Annotated in this window: 22 protein-coding genes, 3 tRNA genes and 5 pseudogenes; 17 read left to right on the top strand and 13 right to left on the bottom strand. The window is 36.1% G+C overall.

The genetic code is table 11. From position 1 onward, the window contains the following. The first annotated feature begins 3 nt into the window (after nucleotides 1-3). Nucleotides 4-1297: pseudogene (locus ACEL90_RS05625) on the top strand (IS4 family transposase). On the opposite strand, the pseudogene folK reads toward ACEL90_RS05625, so the two are convergent. From folK to ACEL90_RS05595, 6 genes and pseudogenes are all read right to left on the bottom strand, one after another. Next, nucleotides 1284-1733, bottom strand: a pseudogene (gene folK / locus ACEL90_RS05620) (2-amino-4-hydroxy-6-hydroxymethyldihydropteridine diphosphokinase). The pseudogenes ACEL90_RS05625 and folK overlap by 14 nt on opposite strands. 23 nt (nucleotides 1734-1756) lie before the next feature. Further along, on the bottom strand, nucleotides 1757-2143 hold the full coding sequence (locus ACEL90_RS05615) for a dihydroneopterin aldolase (RefSeq protein WP_423348884.1): 387 nt from the start codon (nucleotides 2141-2143) through the stop codon (nucleotides 1757-1759). A 39-nt stretch (nucleotides 2144-2182) separates the two neighbouring features. Next, on the bottom strand, nucleotides 2183-2839 hold the full coding sequence (locus ACEL90_RS05610; protein ID WP_423349303.1) for a CADD family putative folate metabolism protein: 657 nt from the start codon (nucleotides 2837-2839) through the stop codon (nucleotides 2183-2185). Between the two features lie 78 nt (nucleotides 2840-2917). After that, a tRNA-Ile gene (locus ACEL90_RS05605) sits at nucleotides 2918-2994 on the bottom strand. 42 nt (nucleotides 2995-3036) lie between these two features. Next, the gene (trxA, locus tag ACEL90_RS05600) at nucleotides 3037-3360 is read right to left on the bottom strand and encodes a thioredoxin (RefSeq protein WP_423348883.1); all 324 of its coding nucleotides are present in this window, start codon (nucleotides 3358-3360) and stop codon (nucleotides 3037-3039) included. A gap of 116 nt (nucleotides 3361-3476) precedes the next feature. After that, a complete protein-coding gene (locus ACEL90_RS05595) occupies nucleotides 3477-4097 on the bottom strand; it encodes a ribonuclease D (protein WP_015589270.1) in 621 nt (206 codons plus the stop codon). Between the two features lie 173 nt (nucleotides 4098-4270). Between ACEL90_RS05595 and ACEL90_RS05590 the strand changes: the two genes are divergently transcribed. From ACEL90_RS05590 to ACEL90_RS05560, 7 genes and pseudogenes are all read left to right on the top strand, one after another. Next, nucleotides 4271-4343: transfer RNA gene (locus ACEL90_RS05590), tRNA-Gly, on the top strand. 614 nt (nucleotides 4344-4957) lie between these two features. Continuing rightward, a pseudogene (locus ACEL90_RS05585) lies at nucleotides 4958-5205 on the top strand (PD-(D/E)XK nuclease family transposase); the annotation flags it as partial. Then, nucleotides 5203-5403 (top strand): hypothetical protein, encoded by a 201-nt coding sequence (locus ACEL90_RS05580; RefSeq protein WP_012481961.1) that lies wholly within the window; start codon nucleotides 5203-5205, stop codon nucleotides 5401-5403. The pseudogene ACEL90_RS05585 and the gene ACEL90_RS05580, both read left to right, overlap by 3 nt. A gap of 87 nt (nucleotides 5404-5490) precedes the next feature. Then, nucleotides 5491-5814, top strand: coding sequence for a hypothetical protein (locus tag ACEL90_RS05575; protein ID WP_423348614.1), 324 nt, complete (start codon nucleotides 5491-5493; stop codon nucleotides 5812-5814). A gap of 8 nt (nucleotides 5815-5822) precedes the next feature. Next, on the top strand, nucleotides 5823-6530 hold the full coding sequence (locus ACEL90_RS05570; RefSeq protein ID WP_423348613.1) for a reverse transcriptase N-terminal domain-containing protein: 708 nt from the start codon (nucleotides 5823-5825) through the stop codon (nucleotides 6528-6530). Beyond that, nucleotides 6458-7369, top strand: coding sequence for a group II intron maturase-specific domain-containing protein (locus ACEL90_RS05565; RefSeq protein ID WP_423348612.1), 912 nt, complete (start codon nucleotides 6458-6460; stop codon nucleotides 7367-7369). The genes ACEL90_RS05570 and ACEL90_RS05565 overlap by 73 nt, the downstream gene beginning before the upstream one ends. Beyond that, nucleotides 7366-8199 carry an Rpn family recombination-promoting nuclease/putative transposase gene (locus ACEL90_RS05560; protein WP_423348882.1) on the top strand — a complete coding sequence of 278 codons (834 nt, stop codon included), beginning with the start codon at nucleotides 7366-7368 and terminating at the stop codon, nucleotides 8197-8199. The genes ACEL90_RS05565 and ACEL90_RS05560 overlap by 4 nt, the downstream gene beginning before the upstream one ends. On the opposite strand, the gene ACEL90_RS05555 is transcribed toward ACEL90_RS05560, so the two are convergent. Further along, complete coding sequence (locus ACEL90_RS05555) at nucleotides 8103-9701, bottom strand: ABC transporter permease (RefSeq protein ID WP_423348881.1); 1599 nt, start codon at nucleotides 9699-9701, stop codon at nucleotides 8103-8105. The two genes, ACEL90_RS05560 and ACEL90_RS05555, sit on opposite strands and share 97 nt — an antisense overlap. A 129-nt stretch (nucleotides 9702-9830) precedes the next feature. Here ACEL90_RS05555 and ACEL90_RS05550 point away from each other — a divergent pair, with 129 nt between their 5' ends. Continuing rightward, nucleotides 9831-10658, top strand: a complete 828-nt coding sequence (locus ACEL90_RS05550; RefSeq protein ID WP_423348880.1) for a rhodanese-related sulfurtransferase — start codon at nucleotides 9831-9833, stop codon at nucleotides 10656-10658. Nucleotides 10659-10822: 164 nt separating this feature from the next. Here ACEL90_RS05550 and topA read toward each other — a convergent pair whose 3' ends face one another. Further along, nucleotides 10823-13273 (bottom strand): type I DNA topoisomerase, encoded by a 2451-nt coding sequence (topA, locus tag ACEL90_RS05545; protein WP_423348879.1) that lies wholly within the window; start codon nucleotides 13271-13273, stop codon nucleotides 10823-10825. 204 nt (nucleotides 13274-13477) lie between these two features. After that, a pseudogene (gene terL / locus ACEL90_RS05540) lies at nucleotides 13478-14914 on the bottom strand (phage terminase large subunit); the annotation flags it as partial. Between the two features lie 785 nt (nucleotides 14915-15699). Here terL and ACEL90_RS05535 point away from each other — a divergent pair. Continuing rightward, a tRNA-Arg gene (locus tag ACEL90_RS05535) sits at nucleotides 15700-15773 on the top strand. An 8-nt stretch (nucleotides 15774-15781) separates the two neighbouring features. On the opposite strand, the pseudogene ACEL90_RS05530 reads toward ACEL90_RS05535, so the two are convergent. Further along, nucleotides 15782-16733, bottom strand: a pseudogene (locus ACEL90_RS05530) (complex I NDUFA9 subunit family protein). Nucleotides 16734-16783: 50 nt separating this feature from the next. Next, nucleotides 16784-18160, bottom strand: coding sequence for a UDP-N-acetylmuramoyl-tripeptide--D-alanyl-D-alanine ligase (locus tag ACEL90_RS05525; RefSeq protein WP_423348878.1), 1377 nt, complete (start codon nucleotides 18158-18160; stop codon nucleotides 16784-16786). A 185-nt stretch (nucleotides 18161-18345) separates the two neighbouring features. Here ACEL90_RS05525 and ACEL90_RS05520 point away from each other — a divergent pair, with 185 nt between their 5' ends. Genes ACEL90_RS05520 through mdh form a run of 7 tightly spaced genes read left to right on the top strand, consistent with a single transcriptional unit; the run spans nucleotide 18346 to nucleotide 22175 of the window. Further along, on the top strand, nucleotides 18346-19128 hold the full coding sequence (locus tag ACEL90_RS05520; protein ID WP_423348877.1) for a hypothetical protein: 783 nt from the start codon (nucleotides 18346-18348) through the stop codon (nucleotides 19126-19128). Nucleotides 19129-19144: 16 nt separating this feature from the next. Further along, complete coding sequence (locus ACEL90_RS05515) at nucleotides 19145-19402, top strand: hypothetical protein (protein ID WP_423348876.1); 258 nt, start codon at nucleotides 19145-19147, stop codon at nucleotides 19400-19402. A 3-nt stretch (nucleotides 19403-19405) separates the two neighbouring features. Continuing rightward, nucleotides 19406-19774, top strand: a complete 369-nt coding sequence (locus ACEL90_RS05510; RefSeq protein ID WP_423348875.1) for an HIT domain-containing protein — start codon at nucleotides 19406-19408, stop codon at nucleotides 19772-19774. A gap of 18 nt (nucleotides 19775-19792) precedes the next feature. Next, nucleotides 19793-20146, top strand: coding sequence for an NADH-quinone oxidoreductase subunit A (locus tag ACEL90_RS05505; RefSeq protein WP_006279576.1), 354 nt, complete (start codon nucleotides 19793-19795; stop codon nucleotides 20144-20146). A gap of 3 nt (nucleotides 20147-20149) precedes the next feature. Next, nucleotides 20150-20656, top strand: coding sequence for a NuoB/complex I 20 kDa subunit family protein (locus ACEL90_RS05500; RefSeq protein WP_006279574.1), 507 nt, complete (start codon nucleotides 20150-20152; stop codon nucleotides 20654-20656). Continuing rightward, the gene (locus ACEL90_RS05495) at nucleotides 20649-21221 is read left to right on the top strand and encodes an NADH-quinone oxidoreductase subunit C (protein WP_423348874.1); all 573 of its coding nucleotides are present in this window, start codon (nucleotides 20649-20651) and stop codon (nucleotides 21219-21221) included. The genes ACEL90_RS05500 and ACEL90_RS05495 overlap by 8 nt, the downstream gene beginning before the upstream one ends. Before the next feature lie 3 nt (nucleotides 21222-21224). Next, nucleotides 21225-22175, top strand: a complete 951-nt coding sequence (gene mdh, locus ACEL90_RS05490) for a malate dehydrogenase (RefSeq protein WP_423348873.1) — start codon at nucleotides 21225-21227, stop codon at nucleotides 22173-22175. A gap of 27 nt (nucleotides 22176-22202) precedes the next feature. On the opposite strand, the gene ACEL90_RS05485 is transcribed toward mdh, so the two are convergent. Beyond that, nucleotides 22203-22970 carry a TatD family hydrolase gene (locus ACEL90_RS05485; protein ID WP_264339544.1) on the bottom strand — a complete coding sequence of 256 codons (768 nt, stop codon included), beginning with the start codon at nucleotides 22968-22970 and terminating at the stop codon, nucleotides 22203-22205. Then, entirely contained in the window at nucleotides 22967-23413 is a 447-nt protein-coding gene (locus ACEL90_RS05480) for an RNA pyrophosphohydrolase (RefSeq protein WP_007548581.1), read from the bottom strand. Before ACEL90_RS05480 ends, ACEL90_RS05485 begins: the two co-directional genes overlap by 4 nt. Nucleotides 23414-23425: the final 12 nt, after the last annotated feature.

Genomic DNA, 23425 nt, shown 5'->3' with positions numbered 1-23425 from the left:
CCAATGAATAAAATAACTTGCTTATCAAAAAAGCTCAAAGAATTTTTTAATGAAAAAGCAGAGAAAATCTCAATTACAACAAGGTTTATAAAAAGAAAGAGAAAGCTAAAAGGTTCATCATTCGTAAAAGCCATGGTCTTGGGTAATATAGGAGTTGATAATTGTAGCGTAGAAACAATGTTTCAATTACTAAACGAGGACTCGATAGATATAACAAAACAAGTTTAGATTTACTGAAGAAGCAGTGGAATTTATGAAAAGGATGTATAATGAATCTGTGATTCTCTTTAAAAATATCTTGCAAGTTGGTTGCAAAATCTTACAGCAATTTAATAGTGTTAAATTATTGGACAGTAGCTATACCTAACAGTATGGAAGAGATGTATAAAGGTTATGGTACTAGCTACAGTGGCTATGAAAGCAATACTAAGTCTGGAATAAAGTTACAATTAGTTTTCGACTACATGAATCAGATAATAGACCAACTTAATTTAACGGAGGGGGTAAGATCAGACCAGGGATATAGGAAACATTTAAGTAATATATTAAGCAATGATTTGCTAATATCTGATCTCGGTTATTTTGTGCCAAGTTCTTTTAAACAAATCAATGAAATAGGAGCTTATTTCATAAGTCGTTGATACCAACATATATGATGTAGAAACAAATCAAAAAATGGAGTTATTAGAATGTTTAGAGGATAAGTTATTTTTAGAAAACGAGGTATTGTTAGGAAAAGAAGCAAAAATTAGAGTAAGAATTATATGTCAGAAACTAACTGAATATGGCCAGAAGAAGGAAAGCTAATAGATTAGCAAGATCGCAGGGATATACATCCTCTAAAAGAAATCAAAAATTGTTGAACTGGTCAATATTTATAACTAATGTTCCAGAAAATAAAATTAGTGCTGAGCAAGTATTAACGATTTACAGAGTAAGGTGGCAAATTGAGTTATTATTTAAATTGTATAAAAGCCATACCAGGCTTGATAAGCTAAAAGGAAAGCCATGCAGAGTATTATGTGAACTATATGCTAAATTGTGCGCAATTCTTATATTTCACGGCATAGTTGGTTGCACAGAAGTGAAAAAGAATACAGAACTTAGCTTAACAAAGGCATTTATTGAGCTAAAAAGGCGGGTTAGAGAGTTATTTTTAGTATTAACCAAAATTAATAGTTTAAAAGCATTTCTTAAAAAACTCACTATAACTTGGTCGCGATTTTCATTAAAAGACAAACGTAGAAGGGCTAGAGTATCCACTTTAACCTCTCTAAATTTGCTCACAATCTCTTAACTTGACGCGTATGGTTAGGGTTAACAGTACCAAACGTTTTGTTAACTACTGCCATAGGGTTCAGCATTGTCATCAAGTGAAGCAAAAATGGTCTGTTTATCAATTCTGGGTGAGGAATCTTAAGGTAGGGTGTATCAAGTGTCAGGTCATCCCATAACAAAATATCCAAATCAATAACGCGAGGTGCCAATTTTTCATAGACCTGCAGACGGCCAATGTAACATTCAATTTATTTAAGGCCCTTTAACAGCTCTTCAGGAGAAGAAGAACAACTTCCATACACAACCATATTTAGAAATGGCCTGTCCCACCCAGGTGAAGCATCATTTGGTAAAATAGCCTTAGTTTCCAGAATAATTGAAGATTTTAAATTTTTAAAATAGCGTTCCTGCAGTAACTGAGCAGCCTTTTGTAAATGGGAAAAGCGATTCCCCATATTTGAGCCAATAGAAATGTAAATCATTCTTGCAACGCATTACGATAAGTAAAGAAAACACCTCCATGCACACTGGGGACAGGTGGTGCAACTTTGTGAATAGTTACGCCTATAGAAGAAATAATAAGCTTTTTTTGCATCACAAGGTTATTAATGGTCCTGTATATATCACGAGTTAAATGCTCGATTAAGTTGAATTGCTTGCTTTGAACGAGAGATTGAATACTCTGAACTACCTCCAAGTAGCATATAGTATCCTCAAGCCGGTCAGTTGTAAGTCCTAAAGGGGGGGATTTAAAGGTAAAATCAATATTAACACTAACTAATTGAGAATGATACTTCTCTTCTGCACTATAGCCTAAATGAACCCAAAGCCGTAAGTCAGATATAAGAAGATTACATGCAGACATTGCATTCCAACATCACTGAGTTTAAGCTACTTACAACTACTAGCACACGCTAGCATTCATCATTCCATCAAGAAAACCCCACAAGAGCCTTGCTCCCTTTTGAGCACCCTGCATAACTTTATCTTGCTCTTTTTCATCTAGATCTTCAATAAGATTTGCACATTCCTCAGAATGCCATTCATCAGCATGCATATGGACCGTAAAAAATTGAAGAGAACGCTCATCACTTATTGAATAGTGTTTTTTTAAACCTTCAATTTTAGACTTGGAAACCTCTGGAGTTTGACGTTCGTAAGCGTACAAGGCTCCAAGACCTGCCGCAAAACCTGATCTTACAATATCAAAGTAACCATCAACTAACTCCTGTGTCTCTTTAATCTGTGCACTTTCACGAAGATCAGATCGCGCAACGCCAAGCCCTTCAGCAAAACGTTGCCATAATTCTGGATGATTTTCATCACCTTGTTCCTCTTCTATTAAATTACCAAGTAAAACCTGTCGCATTTTTAGATCTGGGCACAAAAAATGTATACCACTGATGTAACGAGGAAACGCAGCAACGTGGTGATAATATTCTTTAGCATAGGTTTGTAAAGCTTGCAAGCTTAAGCTTCCTGTATTCCATGACTGGTAAAATGGATGATTTAGTAAGTGCAATTCATCTAACTTGTTACTTAGAGACTTAGTAAATTCCATCATTTCCCCCATTACATTAATATATAGTTCATATACTATAGTTTTCTCATTGTTACGATCATGCTAAGATCAATACAATGGTGGGATTGGTAGGACTCGAACCTACGGCCAATTCGTTATGAGCGAACTGCTCTAACCGACTGAGCTACAATCCCCTTTATCAATATTTATAATACACACAAAAGCAAATTTGTCTATTAGCTTATTTCACTATCAACCCAACTTGACAAATCATTTATTGCACCAATTTTGCGTGCAATTTCCTTACCATCTTGAAATATGATTAAAGTGGGTATAGATTGCACTCCATACTTACTTGGCACTTCAGTCCCTTCATCTATGTCGAATTTGCAGATCTTAATCTTGCCTTTTCTATCCTTAGCCAATTGTTCTATACGTGGCATTAGACTTTTGCATGGCCCACACCATTCTGCCCAAAAATCTACCAGCACGAACCCTTTATAGTCAGTGACTTCAGATTTGAAATTTTGATCATTTACCGATGTAATATCATCACTCATAAAATACCTAAATTTTTGTAAAATATAGCGTATCTATTAGCAGTTAATCAACTAAATTCTTACCGCAGAGCTTGAAAAATTGCCCTAAAGTGTTTTGTACAAACAAAAAACTTCTATTACATCTGGTGGTTAAAGATATCCACGTTTTCCCAACCCATTAAGTCTAACTCAATACGAGTAGGAAGAAATTCAAAGCACTTTTGGGCCAATTCTTTTCTATTTTCACGTTCCAGCATTAAGTCTAGCTTTTCCTTTATCCTGTGGAGATACAAAACATCAGATGCAGCATAACTTTTTTGTTTGTCTGTTAAATTTTCATTTCCCCAATCAGAAGATTGCTGCTGCTTATTTAGTTTGGTATCAAGCAGCTCTAAGCACAACTCTTTTAAGCTATGATTATCTGTGTAAGTGCGAACTAAACGTGAAGCTATCTTTGTGCAATAGCACGGAAGTGCCCAAGTTTCCAAGTAATAACGTATTATGCTCACATCAAATCGCGCGAAGTGAAATATTTTAGTTATATTTTTATCCTCTAATATTTTTCTCAAATTTGGCGCTGTATAATCGTTCTTGAGTTGAACTAAGTGAGCGTTGCCATCATTAAAAGAGAGCTGCACAAGGCATAATCTATCTCTGCTATGAAGTAGCCCCATTGCCTCGGTATCAACAGCTATAGACCTTACATCATCTGGTATTGAACTAGCTGGCAAGTCGTCTTTATATAAAAATATTCCCATAAAGCTTTGTGGAATAATTAAAAACTTATGATAATCAAAAATAAGCCTTAAGTATACGAAAAGATCATAGAAGGAACCACGCAAGTTTATGGGCTCTCACATTTTTCGTGTACACGGGGGTTTACAAATTGCTGTATATGCCTATAATTAAGTAAATTTAGGTTAATTTAATTGCGGGAGTAGCTCAGTTGGTAGAGCGCAACCTTGCCAAGGTTGAGGTCGAGGGTTCGAACCCCTTCTCCCGCTCTTTGCTTTCAAAATCATTTCGTCAAAAATCCCTTGACACCCTCCGCCAGCGCCCTTATCATGATGGTGAAGCTATTGTGTTTGCTTTCGCCAATCTGCAGATTAAAAGGTAAGGATTACTTAATGTATCGGCGTCTTATGTTCAATTTTTTGCAGTATATAGATACTGTATGTCTTTACAAAACTTCATCTACATCTAGATTTTTATCTAAATAAGCTGAACGCGCTTATAAAGCGTTACAAGACATCAAAAAATGCCAATACTCGACAGAGATAGTAAAAGACTAGCTAACTCGGGGATTCTTTGTCTTTTTTTTCTGCTTAGTAAATTTCTTAAACATTTGCAGCGTAGGTTAGTTGCAATTAAAAGCGGCTTAATCTTGCTTGTCAAGCGTTTAAAACATAAAAAACGCCAATATTTTAAAGCGGATAATAACCACGGGGCTTCTTTTGCCTTTTTTTCGCTTGGTAAATTTCTTAAACATTTATGGCTAAACGACAACCGTCATCCCGCTACGTGTTAGCGCCGCGGCGGTATAGCTATCTTCAAAAATATGGTTGAATAATTGTTAATAATAGTGTATAATTATTAATCTTTTCTCAGTATTTTTACTATGGCTCTTTCAAAATTTCTCGATCCTCGCAATGATTTGTGTTTCAAAAAAATCTTTGGCACTGAAAAAAAAATAAGAATATTCTTATCCATTTTTTAAACGATATTTTAGGATGTACTGAAGTCAACACTATACAAGAAGTAGAATTCTTAAGCACTATTCAAGATGCTGAAATTGCCTCTGATAAGCAAAGTATAGTTGATGTTCTTTGCAGGGATTCTAGTGGGAACAGGTATATAATTGAGATGGTGCGACCTGAAAGTCTTCGGTCATATTGTTTAAAAGGAGAGGAATTCATTCAGAAAGAAACTGAAAGGATTCTAAAACTTATTAAACCAGATGTTTTGCCATCTGAGTCTACGCATCAGTGCGAATCGGGCAACCGGTTGGTGCCAAGCGATGCGGACAATGAACCTCCTCTTGAAAAAGAAGATGCTCAATCGTGAGAGGAGCATAAACTACAAGCATCATGTGGTTGGAGAGCTAGGCTAGTGGTATGGTGAACGTAAGTGAAACTTCAAAGTATCGTAATTATGAAGGAGCTAAAGATGCTGATAAGCTCTAACCAAAAAGGTAATGTGACATTTCTCATTTCTAGATGTACGCAAATCACCGGTATAGAGAAGTCACCTAACCCACTGTTGTATGACAGAAGGAACAGGGTAAGCCTGTATTTTCGCCTACATGGCAAGCAAACCGCAAGGAATGCTGACGGAAGTGCAGGTAAAGGAGAATGGAGAAAGCGAATGCCATTTTGTAACGAAATGGATAGAATTTGTAACATTAATTCGCGTGAAAACGAGCAGACTTCCGTTTGGTCCCTCGTGACAAGAAACTTTGTTAACCACTTAAGGTAGGAAAGCAGATGATTACAAGTAAACCTGTAAGTGCATCTACCGAAAGCTTTGAAGCATGGAAGCAGTTGCCATGGAAGAAATGCCAGAAAGTTATTGTGAGGCTACAAAGACGTATTGTTAAGGCTGTCCAAGAAGGAAGATGGGGTAAGGTAAAAACTTTACAACATCTTCTCACACGCTCTTTTAGCGGAAAAGCTTTGGCTGTTAAGAGAGTAACTGAAAACCAAGGAAAAAACACAGCGGGTGTAGATCGTCAACTATGGTCAACTTGCAATGCTAAATTTCAAGGAATAAAGCAGTTAAAGCAAAGAGGATATAAACCTTCTCCGCTAAAACGGATTTATATCAGTAAATCTAATGGCAAAAGAAGACCTCTTGGAATACCATCGATAAAAGATAGAGCCATGCAAGCATTATATCTGTTTGCTCTGGAACCGATAGCTGAAACAATCAGTGATCGTCACTCCTATGGCTTTAGGCCTAAAAGATCCTGTGCAGATGCTACAGTAGCTTGTCATTTGTTACTGGCAAGTCGTAATCAACTACAATGGATACTTGAAGGTGATATCAAAGGATGCTTTGACAACATTAATCATGAATGGCTTATGAAGCATATTCCTATGGAGAAGAAAATTCTGCATAGTTGGTTAAAAGCTGGCTTCCTAGAATCGAAACTCTGTATCCCACAACTGCAGGTACCCCGCAAGGTGGTATAATTTCTCCAATACTAGCCAATTTAGCCTTAAACGGACTTGAAAAGTTATTGGAAAGTCGATTTGGTAAACTCGGCAGTAGAAGAAGAAACAAAATCAGAAGTGGAGTGAACGTAATCAGATACGCAGACGACTTTATTATTTCAGGTTTCACACATGAAGTACTGGAAAATGAAGTTAAGCCTTTAGTATCATCTTTTCTTCATGAGCGAGGTTTAATTCTTTCAGAAGAAAAGACAAAGATTACATCTATCACAACAGGGTTTGACTTTCTTGGTTGTAATGTACGTAGATATAATAAGAAGTTAATTATTAAACCTTCGAAAGAAAGTATTAAAAGACTTCTTAATAAAGCACGTACATTGATAAAAGCAAATATAGCGAACACTCAGGCTATAGTAATTAAGTCACTCAACTCTCTACTGAGAGGATGGGGAAATTACTATCACCATGTGTGTGCTAAAAAAGCGTTTAGAAAGGTCGACAATGAAATTTGGCATAGTTTATGGAAATGGGCAAAGAAAAGACATCCTCGTAAAGGATTACGTTGGATAAAGAATCGTTACTTCAAAGTAATGGGTCAACGCCGATGGGTCTTTGCTGCACCCATATGCAAGAACAAACCAAAAGAGATACGGTATTTAAGACTGCTTAAGCTGATTGATATACCTATCAGACGACATGTTAAAATCAGAGCGGATGCAAATCCCCTTGACTTAAAATGGAAAAAGTATTTTGATGAGAGAGTGAAACGAACAAGAATGTTAGCAAGCTCTTTCTCAAGAGAAGGTTCTCTACTGTTGGTGTCACCATTAAGAATGATGTTTCCTGAGGAATCATGAAGGACAAGCCGGTTCTAGAAAAGAAGAACTTAGATAAGGGGCTCAAGCGTAGTGTGGGGAAACCTGCACGCTGCGTTTCTAAGGGAGGGGGTAGTAGTAATACTGCTCCCTTACCTGACCAGTTTACTAAGACTAAAGGCTTCGAAAAACGTGCTCAATATTATGCTGCCAAAGCCTACTCAAGTCAAGCTGATCAAGGTGATGATTATCATAACCTCAAAGAAATTATCTTTATTGCTGTTGCTGATTGTATTATTTTTCCAGATAAGGCTGAGTACAAATCTAATCATGTCATCTTAGATCAAAATAGCTTTGAACATGACTTAAAGGATTTTTACTTTGTATTCATAGAACTACCTAAATTTACAAAGACAAAAGAAGACCAATTGGAGAGTATAGTTGAAAAATGGTGTTACTTTTTTCGATATGCAGCAGAAACAAACGAAGAAGACCTAGATAAAATAGTTGGTAGTGACGTAATAATAAAACGAGCTTATGAAGAACTAAATAAATTCAACTGGTCAAAGAAAGAATTTATTGCCTACGAACAGGAAATAAAACGTATTCGTGATGAACGGGCTGTTCTTGAACAAAAACTTGATGATGCTAAAAAGGAAGGAAAAATTGAAGTTGCAAAAACAATGCTGGCTAATAATGTTGATGTCACCACTATTGTTAAGTTTACTGGCCTCTCCATGAGTGAGATTGAAGAATTAAGTGTGAATGGTTACGTTTATTTTTTATCCTTATCATCAAGTGTAAATAAGGTTATTGTAGAGATTAAGCCTATTATAACTATTATTAACGAAAATGGGGCAGCTTCTCTATAGCGCTCATCGCTTACAAGTTCATATATTCTAGTTGATATAGTTTCAAAATTAAATGGTCTTATAATAAGTGTTGCTGTGAGCTCTTTGATAGTATCCATAAATACGAGCAAAAATCCCGATAATATACTCTTCTTGATGAGAGGGATATGAACATTCAAACATGTGGAAATAGGTCCATGACCCATAGTATATGCAGTCCACTCAATTTCATTTGGTGTTTTTTTGAGCCCTGACTCTACCGCCTTGAAAGATATAGCAAAAAAACGAAATAAATATGAGTAAACTAATGCGCCAATAGTTCCTACCAAGCTAATTTCCACAATATATTGAGTAATGAAAGAGGATATTCTGCTTAAAAATATTATTATGCTAATTGCGATAATTGCATTTGGAATTGCGTAGCCTAAAGAAATGAGACGTGCTACATTATTGATTACCTTATTTTTACGCGCCGTATATCCAATAATTATTGCAATGCTAATTGAGATTAGTGCAGTGATGAATGATAAACTAACGCTATTTGCTATTATGTTATAGAATCTTGCTTCGTATATGAAAAACCCCTTCTCTATGCTCCAATATATGAGCGGAATCATTGGCAAAGCAAAACCTATCAATATTGGTAATGCACACATAATATAAGTGCAAATTAACGGTATAGCACCACTCACACTCCGTTTATTGTGATAATCTGAATTGGTATTGATTGAAGAGTAGGATATTCCTTTTTTTTGTAGTTTTTTTTCGATAGCTATTAGTGTTACAACGAAAATCAATTCTGCAACTGCTAAAACAGTAGTTGAATATTTGTCATGCAGTAAAAACCAGGTGCGATATATTCCTGTTGTGAAAGTATCGATAGCAAGAAACTGTGGTGTGCCGAAATCTGTAATTACTTCCATTAGTACCAAAGACAACCCAGCTATAATTGATGGGCGTATGGAGGGTATGATGACAGAAAACAGGCTCTTCAATGAGGAGAACCCAAGTATTGACGCAATAGTGACTGAGTTACTAACATTCTTTAGACTTGAGCGGACTAACATATAAACGTATGGATATAGGCTGAATCCCATTACTAATATTCCACCACCTAGGGATTTTATTTCAGGAAACCAATAGTCACCTTTGCTCCAATCTAAAATGTCTCTTAATAAGCTCTGCACCGGACCTGAAAACTCTAGCGTATTTACATAGACGAACGCTACTATATATCCAGGAATCGATATTGGAAAGAACAAAGCAATCTCAAAAATTTTACTTCCAGGAAATGAAAAAAATATGGTGAGCCAAGCTGGAATTACTCCAAATATGAAAGATATTCCCCCTACTCCTACCATTAAAATTAACGTACTCAGTATATATTCAGGAAAAAGTGTACTGATTACCCATTCGGAATTCGCTGAATCTGTAAATAAGATTGATATTAACGATAGTATAGGACAGACGAATAATATACTTACTAGAAATAAGAATATATTTTTAAATACTCTTAAAAACATTAATTTGAATCTATATTTTATATTAAAATGTTATATGTAAAAACTGAAGATATCCAGTAATTAACAGCCGTACTATTGAATATCTTTATAATTTTGTATATCATGTTTTTAGTTGATAAGTGAATAATCATGAGCTTCGTCATTGCAACTTTCTATCATTTTGTAGAACTTTCTAATTATTATGACATGAAAGACGAAATAAAAGCTACATGCAACAACGTTGAGTTAAAGGGCACTATACTCCTTGCAGAAGAGGGTGTTAATGCAACAATATCTGGTGAAAGAAACGCAATTGATAAAATATTCGATTTTCTACGTTCTGATTATAGGCTAAGGGACCTTACATGGAAAGAGAGTGCAGCAGAATATCAACCATTTAGCAAGATGAAGGTAAAATTAAAAAGAGAGATTGTGAATCTTGGTGTAAGCAATCTTGATATTTCCCTTAAGGGTAAATATGTTGATCCAGAGCATTGGGATGATTTTACTTCTCAACCTGACGTTTTAGTAATAGATACACGAAATGAGTATGAAGTGAAATTAGGCAAGTTTAAAAATGCAATTAATCCACACACACAATGTTTCCGTGAGTTTCCTCAGTGGACAGAGTCATTTTCTGAGAGTAAAGACCTGAAAGTGGCTATGTACTGCACTGGTGGGATTAGGTGCGAAAAATCAACAGCGTACATGAAAAATCTTGGATTTAACGATGTGTACCACCTGAAAGGCGGCATTCTTTCTTACCTTGAAAAAACTTATAATAAAAATGGTAATTGGAAAGGAGAATGTTTTGTTTTTGATGATAGAATTGCTGTTGATAACTCACTTACTCCAAGCAACACAATAAAATGCATATTCTGCTCAAATCAAGTTTCAACTGATAAACTGAAATCAGTTCCACGTGGCCAAGTGGTTTGTTCTGATTGTAAACTTCAGTGTTATAGATATAATAAATAAAACATCATACTGCTGCAGTTGTATGCACGTTGTGATTTGAGAGCAACCTCTACCAGAAAGGGTGTCATGCCAGTGCCCAGACACTAGCATCCAGGTTCTTTTTTTCTAGATTCCAGCGTCACGCGCTGGAATGACAATAAAGAGCATATGGTTATGCAAGAAGTCTATTTCTTACCCTTAATCAACTCTAAAGCCTTCTCCAGATCTATACTCTCAATATCTGCACTCTTGCCCAAAGCAACGTTTGTTTTACCGCATTTTATATAGAATCCGTACCTACCGTTGCAGATAAAAACTTCTTTTCCCTTTTCATTAACCCCAAGAGATTTTAGCTCTTTGCGTGGGCTGTTTGCAATAATTTGTATAACTTCGCTCAATTCTGTATTCAGCACCTCTTTGGAGCTTTTCTTAAGAGAAAAGTATTTACCATCATAGAAAATATAGTACCCAAATCGCCCAAGGCCTATTTTTACTTCCTTTCCGGTTTCAGGGTGTTCTCCGATTACTTTTGGCAAGGAAAGTAACTGAGTAGCGGTGCTCAGATCAATCTCATTAACATTTATATCTTTTGGTATGGAAACCGTTTTTTTCTTTTTTAACTCGTTATTAAACTCCAGATAAAGTCCAAAAGGACCTTTTTTAATTACTACCTCTTGTCCTGTTATATCATCTATACCTAAACTTTTTGGATATTCTGAATTGTCGTTACTGCCCGTAATTTCTTTTGTATGGTTGCATTCAGGATAGTTAGAACATCCAAGGAACACCCCGGCTTTTCCAAAGTTCAATTTCAATATGCCACCTAAGCAAGCAGGGCATTTCGTATTCACCTCTTTTCTTCCTTCTTCTGAACAAAACCAATCGATTACCAAATCGTGAATGCCGCTGAAAACTTCATCATGCGTCATTTGCTTGACAGAGTTTACATGACCAAAAAATGGCACCCAAAAGTGGCCTAATTCTTTTTTCCAATCTGCATGTCCATTTGAAATTAAATCAAGCTTTTCTTCCATTTGTGCTGTGAAATCATACTCTACACAACGCTGAAAAAAGGTTTCTAAAAATATAGTAACGATTTTACCACGACTGCTTGGAATAAACCTTTTGCTATCCAATGAAACGTACTCACGATCTTGTAATACCGAAATAATTGTTGCATAAGTTGATGGGCGGCCTATACCGATTTCTTCCATTTTCTTAACGATACTTGCTTCACTATAACGAGGTGGCGGTTGAGTGAAATGTTGTTTTGGCTCAACTGAAATCAGCTTGCATGCTTCCCCTTCCTTCATGGCAGGTAGCAGGCCTTCATTTTCGGCTTCCATGTTATCTTGGTAGACTCTATAAAAACCATCAAAGAATATACTTGATCCACTTGCTCGCAGAATTACTTTCTGGTCGGTAGAACTAATTTCGACTACCACTTGATCAAGAATCGCCGACTCCATTTGACTTGCAATGGTCCTTTTCCAGATTAAATCATACAATTTAAATTGCTCTGGCGTTAAGTAATCCTTAATACTACCCGGCGTTCTATTGATATCAGTTGGACGAATTGCTTCATGTGCTTCTTGAGCATTTTTGACCTTTTTTACATATTTACGAGGAGACTGCGGTAAATATTTATCACCATATAATGACTTAATTGACCCTCTAATTGAGTTTATAGCCTCATCTGCAATATAAAACCCATCTGTACGCATGTAAGTTATCAACCCTACAGTTTCACCACCAATATCGATACCTTCATATAAATTTTGCGCTATGCGCATAACACTTTTCACATTAAAATACAGTTTATTCACTGCATCTTGCTGAAGACTTGAAGTAATAAACGGAGGAAGCGGGTTTCTCTTAACTTGCTTGCGTTCTACTGTGCTTACAGCATATTGCCTTGATTCAATCTCCCTGACTAAGTTCTTTGCTTCTTCTTCATTCTTAATATCAAATTTTTCTAGCTTTTTATTGTCATAGTGGCTTAGCATAGCAAAAAAAGCCTCATCTTTGCTATTTTGCATTTCTGCTTTTATGCTCCAATACTCCTGTGTTATAAATTTACTAATTTCATCTTCTCGTTCGCATATAATCTTTAATGCAACAGACTGCACTCGCCCTGCAGACTTGCTTCCCGACAATTTTGTCCACAGCAGTGGTGACAAACTAAATCCAACTAGATAATCCAAAGCTCTACGTGCTTGTTGTGCACGCACTAAATCCATATTAATTTCACGTGGATTTTTTATTGCTTCCTGAACTGCTCTCTTTGTTATCTCATTAAAGGCTACTCTATAAATGTTGTTTTCATTACTGATTGCTTTCTTTTCTTTTAATGTCTCTATCACATGCCAAGCCATTGCTTCCCCTTCTCTGTCTGGGTCTGTTGCAAGATATATATCTGATGTTTTGCTTGCGGCTTTTACTAACTCTTTTATATACTTTTCTGCTTTTTCAATGGTTTCATACTTTATAGCAAAATCATTATCCGGATCGACAGAACCGTTTTTTGCTGGAAGATCTCTCACATGTCCAAAGGATGCAGCTACTTTGAACTCTTTACTCAAATATTTACCTATTGTCTTTGCTTTCGCAGGTGATTCAACTATTAATAATGCCATATTGTTAATTATTTTAGTACTTAAAGATAATATGTTGAGAAATATACAATGAAAAGTAAAAAAAATATTTTAATGGTTCTTGTGAATTTTACGAACCGGGTTGTGGGACCTTTTCAGAAAACCCTTGGACGTTGCTATTTTTAAGTGACTTTGAAGGCTCATTACAATAGTATATGATCGCAGCAGCAACGAGAAGCTAGATTCAGCTGCAACCCTGGAGGTACTGTTTCTCACCCACTGGAGATATTGCACGGTACTATCTACTTGATCATCGTGTCGAGTTTCAGGAAACATTAAAATCTCATACTCAAAATCGTTCAGCCATACTGCTTGATGTGGCAGAAAAACCTTGCCAGACTCTATCATCGGAGCAATCCGGTGGAATCGAGTGAGCTTGTCATCATGTGGCACTATTTCAATAATCGGTAAATCACTGTTTGTCTTTAGCTCTTGCACCAATTGTTGACCACTTGTTTTTGCTTCGATTAAAATTGCGTGTGGCGTCCATCTTGCAGCTAGTGACAAAACCTGTTCTTTAAGCTTTGGATACTCAAGCTTTGCGCGATATACGTCGAGTAAATAGAATTTATTATCTATTTTTGCCCAGGTGATGCAGACACTAAAGTTGCTCATGTTACTTGTTGAAACCGCAGTATCCCAACTTTGTGTTATATGCGAGAGATTATCAGGAAATTTTTTATAGCGTTTCAACCACTCTGGTTTAATTATACCACTTGAAAGCGGCAGAGGGTTTTGTTGATATTGAGCAGCAAAAGCGTAACTCCCAAGTTCAGCTTTTATTATCTCAACTTCTTCTTTTCCTCCATCGAGGGGATATAACAACTGACCTTCTTCTCTTGAATATAATATCCTTACAGGTGACGCTGGTTTATTATATAATCGCCTGGTCCCACAGTGCTGAGCTACTCGGATGATAGGAACGGGGGGTATTGGCTTTTTGATTGAATAAATAACCTGCTTATTTTCAGAAATCATTGGCAAACAAATATGATGCCATATGTTTTTTGGCTTGGAGAGAAGGTGTCCAGTTAAGTCCTCCTGGTGTAGCCTGTGCATTACAAGAACGATGACTCCTTTTTTTCTATCGTTCAGCCTGGTTACTAAAGTCTGATCAAACCAGTTTGTGGCACGCTTTCTAAGCGTTTCACTCAAAGCTTGAGCAGAACTGAGCGGATCGTCCACAATGATAAAATCACCACCTTCACCAGTTAGTGTTCCACCAACTGATGTTGCGATTCTGTATCCTCTCTGCACTGTTTGAAATTTATATTTGGTATTCTGGTCTTTGGATAGTTCTATCTCTGGAAATAGCGCTCTATACCAACTAGACTGCATCACGCACCTGGTGTCGAGCGAGTGCTTTTCGCTGAGCCGCTGAGAATAACTTGCAACTATTATTCTCGCAGTTGGTTGGTTTCCCAGTATCCATGCGGGCCACGCAACGCTTATGCACATGGACTTCATCGAGCGCGGAGGCATATTGAATATTATTCGTTTCACTTCACCAGCGCTCGCTGCTTCCAGCCTATCTGCTATGACTTTTATATACTGATAATCGTTATACTCACACCCAGGCACTACCGTTTGAAAGCATAACTCAATGAATTTTAGAAAGTTCATGATATAATGTTGAAACCAACGCGTGACGCTGGGATGACAAAAAAAGGAGCACTGGAATGACACCCTACTTAACCGTCATACCGCCGCGGTATCTCGGCATAGATCCCCTACTATACCTTAACATAGATCCCGCTAACACGTAGCGGGATGACGATTGTCGTTTAGCCATAAATGTTTAAGAAATTTACCAAATAAAAAAAAGGCAAAAGAAGCCCCGTGGTTATTATCCGCTTTAAAATATTGGCGTTTTTTATGTTTTAAACGCTTGACAAGCAAGATTAAGCCGCTTTTAATTGCAACTAACCTACGCTGCAAATGTTTAAGAAATTTACTAAGCAGAAAAAAAAGACAAAGAATCCCCGAGTTAGCTAGTCTTTTACTATCTCTGTCGAGTATTGGCATTTTTTGATGTCTTGTAACGCTTTATAAGCGCGTTCAGCTTATTTAGATAAAAATCTAGATGTAGATGAAGTTTTGTAAAGACATACAGTATCTATATACTGCAAAAAATTGAACATAAGACGCCGATACATTAAGTAATCCTTACCTTTTAATCTGCAGATTGGCGAAAGCAAATACAATAGCTCCACTATCGTGATAAGGGCGCTGGCGGAGTTTGTCAAGTAAGTTTCTATATAATATTTTCTAAAATAAATAGACTTCTCGCATCCAATTTCGGTAGCGCGCGACACACAACTGCAATGACAAGGTTTTGTAAGATAAACATCATATTCACACGAAGTACTTGACTTCACTTGTACTAAGAAGCATTTTATATATGTTGTGTGCCCGTAGCTCAGCTGGATAGAGCAACAGCCTTCTAAGCTGTGGGTCGTAGGTTCGAATCCCACCGGGCACACTCTTTTATCAATACTTTCTATAAATCTTCAAGTACTCTGGCACCACATTTTCAATTGCTAATGGTCGAACCTTCATTGTTTCAAGGTCAACTGACTTTTCGATTGAACTATTCATCATAACTTTCACCTGATCTTGAGTAAGCATAGGGTTCGTATCTCCGGTTATTGGTTTTAACAGCATAGAAATAATTTTATTTTCTAAAAAGAAAGCTATTAACTCTGCCATTGGAAAAGATACATTGATCAACAAACACTTTCTGTTAGTAACATTCAGAATAAACTTCAATAAGCTTTTGAAAGAGTAAACCTTTGGTCCACCCATGTTATAAATTTTCTTGTCTTGCTTATTAAAACTGATAATACGATATACCACTTCAGCTAAGTCTGTTACACATATTGGCTGAAATTTAGTTGTTCCATTGCCAATTAGTGGTAAGAAAGGAAGAATAGTTGCTAATCTTGCAAATTTATTAAAGAAGTTGTCTTCTTTACCAAATACAAGGCTTGGCCTAATTATTATTGCTTTTTGAAATGCTGAAGTTACAGCTTTTTCACCTTCTAATTTACTTTTGGCATATTTTGACAACTTGCTATTTTCTATTCCCATAGCAGAAAAATGTATCATCATAGGTACATTTTTCATTTTTGCAGCTTTTGCTATCCTTTCAGCTATTTTAACGTGAACAGCGTAAAAATCGTGCTTTTTTGCTTCATATAATATTCCCACTAAGTTTATAGCTACATCACATTCTTCCATACCATCCAGAACTGATTTTTCATCAAAAAAAATCGCCTTTAAATATTGATATTTGTCCTAAATTGCCACACAATTTTAAACAAGCAGCTTTTTCCTGATTACGAGTGAATATCTTTATTAAATATCCTTCTGCTGCCAAGCGTCTTACGATGTGTTTCCCTATAAACCCCGTTCCACCAAAAATAATTACACGTTTTGTCACAATTAAAGTTCCTAATAATTTGTTACTGTAAATTAATACAATGATTTCGCTTAATATTTTATTACGAATTCCCGTACAATAAGATCCATTTTCATTCCTCGTGAGCCTTTAACTAGAATTGCGTCATTATTCTGAATAATGTTAGCTAAATCACTTTTCAATTGATTAGAATCATTAAAATGCGTGCCTCTTATATTATCTGGCAAAAGCTCATGCAATTCTAACATAAATTTACCAACTGTATAAACTTTATCTATATTATTTTCTGTGATAACCTTAACCAGATCTGTATGAAATTTTATGCTTTCATCACCAAGTTCCAACATATCACCAAGCAAAGCTACTTTTCTCTGATTAGAATATGTACTCAAAGTTTTTATCGCAGTTTTCATCGAAGCAGGGCTGGCGTTATAGGAGTCATCAATTAAATGTATATATTTTCTATTGTATTTGACCTTATGAATATTGCCTCTACCTTTCGCTACACTAAAATTCTTAAGTGCAAGTGGTAATTTTGATAAATCAAGTCCGAGGCTTTGCACAACTGCTGCTGCAACAAGTAGCGAATAAGCAAAATGCTCACCTTGCACACGTAAATTACAGTTTATAGTTTGATTATCACTCAGCCTGATTTTTAAATTTAGCCCGTCACCATTTCTTATTAGGTCCAACAAACAAACTTCAGCATTTTTATCTTTACCGAAGCTTATTACATTTCTATTGGCATGTGATGAGAGATAATCATAATATTTATTATCTCTGTTCAAAATCAAAGTACCGTTATTTTTCATACCATACAGAATCTCTAACTTCGCTTGTGCAACGTCAAGTAGTGATGAAAAATTTTCAGTATGTGCAGGTTCGATGTTGGTAATAACTGCAATATTCGGATTACTAATCTTTGATAATTCTTTTATTTCACCAGCTTTATTCATTCCCATTTCAAGGATTAAGTACTGGCAGTTTTTTGGAGCTTTTAGAATTGTCAAAGGCAATCCTATATTATTATTTAAGTTACCTTCGTTTGCATGGGACACTCCATATTGCGATAAAACAGTGTGCAGCATATCCTTTGTAGTAGTTTTCCCGATACTGCCTGTAATTGCAATAACTTTAGCGTCAACAAGAACATTTCTAATATAGTATGATGCCATATCGTGCAAAGCTTTCAGGGTATCTTGTACAATAACGAGAGGAAAATTTTTATATTTACCCTCACTTACTATTGCAGCTACTGCCCCTTTTAAAAACGCTTCATGCAAAAAATTATGGCCATCAAAATTCTTTCCCTTGAGTGCAATAAATAAATCACCTTTTTTTATGCTTCTTGTATCTGTTAAAATATTTGAGCTATGTATCCAATTACAACCATTTACGTCTCTTCCGCCAGTTGCATCAATGATATTATTTGTGCTCCATTTAAACATAATTTAGAGAGTATTATTTATAATAAATCGAACAATAAAAGTAGCGAAAATACTACATGTTTTAGACAATGTACAAATAATGGTTGCAATCCCTATAATTCTATCTTATAATGGATATAGAGGTTTAAATTTTTTCGTCTATAATTAAAATGTATTTAGTTGTAGAAAGTACTTTGGAGGTATGTATGTTCACAGGAAAAAATGAAAAATCTACTTCTATACTAGCTAAAGTTGGTAATGCAGCTTCGGGAGTAGGAAGTTTTCTGGGTAGAGGTGTAAAAGTTCTAGTCAAGGGTGCAGTGTACCCTATATGGCCAAAGAATTGGTTTAAGTCCTGGGATGAAATGCGGCACGACATAAAAAATGGCGGACGTTCTATTATTGGCAACCCACTTGAAGAATGTGATCCACCTATAGAAACCACACAAGCTAGTGAGGATCTTGGTGTCCAAATAATGGGGCAAAAGAAAGGGACAGGAAAGGTAACTTTTTTAGCATCAAGGACTCTGACAGGGGATATACCCTATTTGACGCCAGAACGATTAGGTGAAATGAAGCAAAACCTGCCAAATGTAACTATCTTTAAAGAAGAAAACAAAGTTGTAATTGAAGTTGATGTTAAAAAAATAATTGAAGACATCAAAAAGAACAATCCAGGAATTGATGAGAAAAGAATAAAAGAGCTTGCTCTTGAAAAAATTGCTGAAGGAGCTGAAGGAGTTGGTGGCAACCTTAAAAAGCTAGCAAAAATTACTGGCGGAGAATTTAAAGTTCACACAGACTTAAAATTGCTGTATGGTATTGCAGAAAAATTGTATAAGGAATATGATGATCAAAAGCAGTCATCAGACAAAGTTGTGAAGTCTGATGTTGGTCAGCCTTCAGAAACTATAGCTTCAGGTGAGAAAAAATGGGCGCAAGAAGCTATAAAAGCAGGTAAGTCGCAAAGTTGTGGAATGCAAAAATAAGTTATAGGGGAGTATTATGAGTGAAGCTAAAAAAATAGAGGAAAGACATCATAGTCTAACTGTTCCTGGGGATATGTATCACTTACAACCAGGAGTTGTTACTGGAAAAAGGGTAAGTGGAATAGAACCCTTTTTGAAAGAACAGCAGGACATGGTAAAAGTAAGGGAACTTGTAAGCTCTTTAAATCTTGAAGATGCTTCTGGTGAAGCGATAAAACCACTATCTACACCTAATGTAGAGAAAAACGAAGAAAGAGGGAAAGGTCGCTCTTAAAATATGAGCAATGAAGTTTATGATAGCGATAACATCTTTGCTCAAATATTAAGAGGTGAGTTACCTTGTGAGAAGATACATGAAAATGAAAATGTACTAGCTTTTCATGATAAGTACCCTGACGCACCAGTTCATATTTTAGTCATATCAAAAAATCAATATATTTCATATGATGATTTCATTCTAAAAGCTCCTGAAGAGGAAATAGCGGATTTCTTCAAAACTGTAAGAGAGATAGCACACAAATATAATCTAGAAAAAACAGGATATAGATTAGTCACTAACTACGGTGAAAATGGAGAGCAGGTTGTACCACACTTTCACGTGCATATTTTAGGTGGTAAAAAGTTAGGAAAGCATGTAAACTCATAGTGTTATATGTTTTGTTAAATGAGCGAATATTTAACCATAGTAATCTTTATCTGCGTATCAATTGTAGTATCTTTTGCTTTAGGTATATTGCCTATGTTTCTTGCAGTGAGTAAGCCAGATGGTGAAAAGCTTTCCACATATGAGTGTGGCTTCAATCCACTATCCAGTGCAAGAAAAAATTTTGACATTAAATTTTATCTAGTTTCAATATTATTTATAATATTTGACTTAGAAATTGCTTTTCTTTTTCCTTGGGCTGTTTCTTTATCTAAGATAAGCTATGGTGGATTTTGGTCTATGATGGTATTTCTTGCAATACTCACTATAGGTTTTATCTATGAATGGTGTAAAGGTGCATTAGAGTGGGAGTAGTTTATGACAAATCAAATTCTATCTAATGATGACTGGGGTCGTTATAAAAAAGAAGGGTTTCTTGTCACTAAATTTGGTGATTTAACAGATTATGTAATGAATTGGGCAAGGTCTGGTTCATTGTGGCCAATGACATTTGGTCTTGCATGTTGCGCAGTTGAGATGATGCATACTGCATCCAGCCGTTATGATCTTGATAGATATGGTATAATGTTTCGTGCAAGCCCACGTCAATCAGATGTGATGATTGTTGCTGGCACACTAACTAATAAAATGGCAGCAGCATTGCGCAAGGTTTATGATCAAATGGCAGACCCGAAGTATGTTATTTCCATGGGAAGTTGTGCAAATGGTGGTGGTTATTACCATTACTCTTATTCAGTAGTCCGAGGCTGTGATAGAATTGTGCCAGTTGACGTGTATGTCCCTGGATGCCCACCAACCGCTGAGGCGTTGCTATATGGAATGCTATGCCTACAAAACAAAATAAAACGGACTCGGAATGGATAAAACTGCAAAGTATATACAAAAAAAGACCAAATGCGAGTGCATTCAAAAAGATGATGGCATTATTGTAATATATTCAACTTTAGATGAAATTGAAAAGTACCTATTCTTTCTACGTGATGATGAAAAGTGTAGGTTTGAACTATTAGTTGATATTTTTGGGGTTGACTATCCAAATAGAGAGAAGCGTTTCGAGCTAATATACAATCTGCTCAGCATTGTGCATAATATTAGAGTACACATAAAGCTTCAGTTATGTGAAAGCGACATGCCTCCAAGTGTAGCGAAGATATTTAGTACGGCTTTGTGGTTTGAGCGTGAAGTGTTTGATATGTATGGAATAGAGTTTTCTGATCACCCTGATTTGCGTAGGATTCTAACAGACTATGGATTCAAAGGTCATCCAATGTTAAAAGATTTCCCTCTCACTGGTTATGAGGAAGTAAGATATGATATAGAGACAAAAAAGGTTGTGTATAATCCTATGGATTTACCGCAAGATTTTCGTATGTTTGATAGCTTATCGCCTTGGGAAGGTAAAACCATAAAAGTAAATACAAAGGAGTAGAAAATGACAGTACAAAGAAAAAAAATATCTTTAATCGGTGCAGGAAATATCGGTGGAACTCTCACCCATATGATTGCACTAAGGGAACTCGGTGATGTTGTTTTACTTGATATTAGTGATGGAATACCACAAGGTAAAGCACTCGACATAGCAGAATCATCCCCTATTGATGGATTTAATGTCAATATTACTGGCACAAATAGGTATGAAGATATAAAAAACTCCGATGCAATTATAATAACCGCTGGCATCGCTAGAAAACCTGGAATGAGCAGGGATGACCTCCTGCAAACCAATGCTAAAGTAATGAAGGAGGTTGGCGAAAATATTAAAAAATATTCTCCAAACGCGTTTGTAATAGTGGTTACCAACCCTTTGGATGCCATGGTTTCAGTGGTGCATAAATTTTCAAACCTTCCAACTAATATGATTGTTGGCATGGCAGGAGTGCTTGATTCTTCCCGTTTTCGTTACTTTCTTGCAAGTGAGTTAAATATCTCAGTTAAAGATATATCTGCTTTTGTGCTTGGAGGACATGGCGACACTATGGTACCACTAATCAATTGTGCTTCAGTTGCTGGAGTTCCACTTACTCAAATTATCGATGTGGGTCTTATCACACAGAAAAAAGTCGATGAAATAGTTGAACGCACTCGCAATGGCGGTAAAGAAATAGTTGATCTGCTTAAGTCTGGATCTGCATACTACGCTCCTGCATCTTCAGCTATATGCATGTTAGAATCATATTTAAAAGATAAGAGGCGCATATTACCATGTGCTGCTTACCTTAATGGTGAATATGGTGTAGAAGAGTTGTTTATTGGTGTTCCTGTAATTATTGGAAAAAACGGAATTGAAAAGATCCTAGAAGTTAAAATGAATGATAGTGAACAAGAAATGTTTAATAAGTCTGTAAACTCGGTGAGAGAGCTGGTGAAATCTTTAGGTTCATAAGCAAATTAATGGTTTTATAGAGCTTCTTTATAGCTCAAACAGCCTAAAAAAGTTGCTTGTGGTTACCTTCGCTACTTGTTCTGGTGACTCATTCCACAACTCTGCCAAACAATCAACAACGTATTTCACCATTGCTGGTTCATTCTTTTTTCCCCTATAAGGCTCAGGTGATAGATATGGTGCATCAGTTTCGACTAAAACACGCTCGCGTGGTACATTTTGTGCAATTTCTCTGAGTAAGCTCGCATTTTTAAAAGTAATAATTCCAGAAAATGAAATATATAACCCCAAATCTATAGATTGATCAGCAAGTTCTTTAGAGGAAGCAAAGCAGTGCATTACTCCACTAAAAGCACCGGCTTTCATTTCTGACCTTAACATATCGATCATCTCATTATCAGCGCTTCTTGTGTGAATAACTAAAGGTAGTCCAGTTATTCTTGACGCTTCTATATGTAATGCAAAACTTTTTTTCTGATTGTCTTTGTTGTCAGATTTATAAAAATCTAACCCGGTTTCACCGATACTAATTACCTTTTGATTTTTGGTAAATTCAACTAATTCATCAACATGTATACACTCACCGTTTTCTATAGCAGCATCAAGCGGATGTATACCAACAGAGGAGTAGACCTGATCATAGGATGAAGAAATTTTTAATAACTTAGGAACATCGTCAATGCTTACGCATATGTTATGCAAAACCTTTACACCATTTTGCTCTGCCCTTGAAATTACTTTTGGTATTTCATCGTCAGAAAAATAAATCAAGTGGCAATGAGAATCTACTATCATGAGCTTATTGTTGAGGCTTTTATTATAGAAGAAAACTCTTCTATCACTGTTTTATAAACTTCTTTTTTAAATGATATAGCACTGGCTACTAAACTATCTATACCTTGCCAACGCCACTCTTTGAACTCTGGATGACCAGTATAATTAATATCAATGTCCTCATCCTCTCCGCAAAACTTCATTAAGAACCACCTTTGCTTTTGACCAGAATATTTTCCATTCCAGCATATTGGTATAACTTCTTCAGGCAAGTTGTAGTATATCCAATCCTTGCTTTTAGTTATAACCTTTACTTTATTAGTACCAACCTCCTCTAGCAACTCACGTAACGCTGCTTGTTCCAGTTCCTCACCATCATCAACACCTCCTTGTGGCATCTGCCAGTAAGAATCGCTATCAAAGCGTTTTCCAATAAAGGCATGTCCTTGTCTGTTAAATAGCATTATGCCAACACA

Origin of the sequence: Wolbachia sp. wLmal (assembly GCF_049435495.1) — a bacterium.
Classification (GTDB): Bacteria; Pseudomonadota; Alphaproteobacteria; order Rickettsiales; family Anaplasmataceae; genus Wolbachia; species Wolbachia pipientis.
This window is presented reverse-complemented; position numbering and strand designations above follow the sequence as displayed.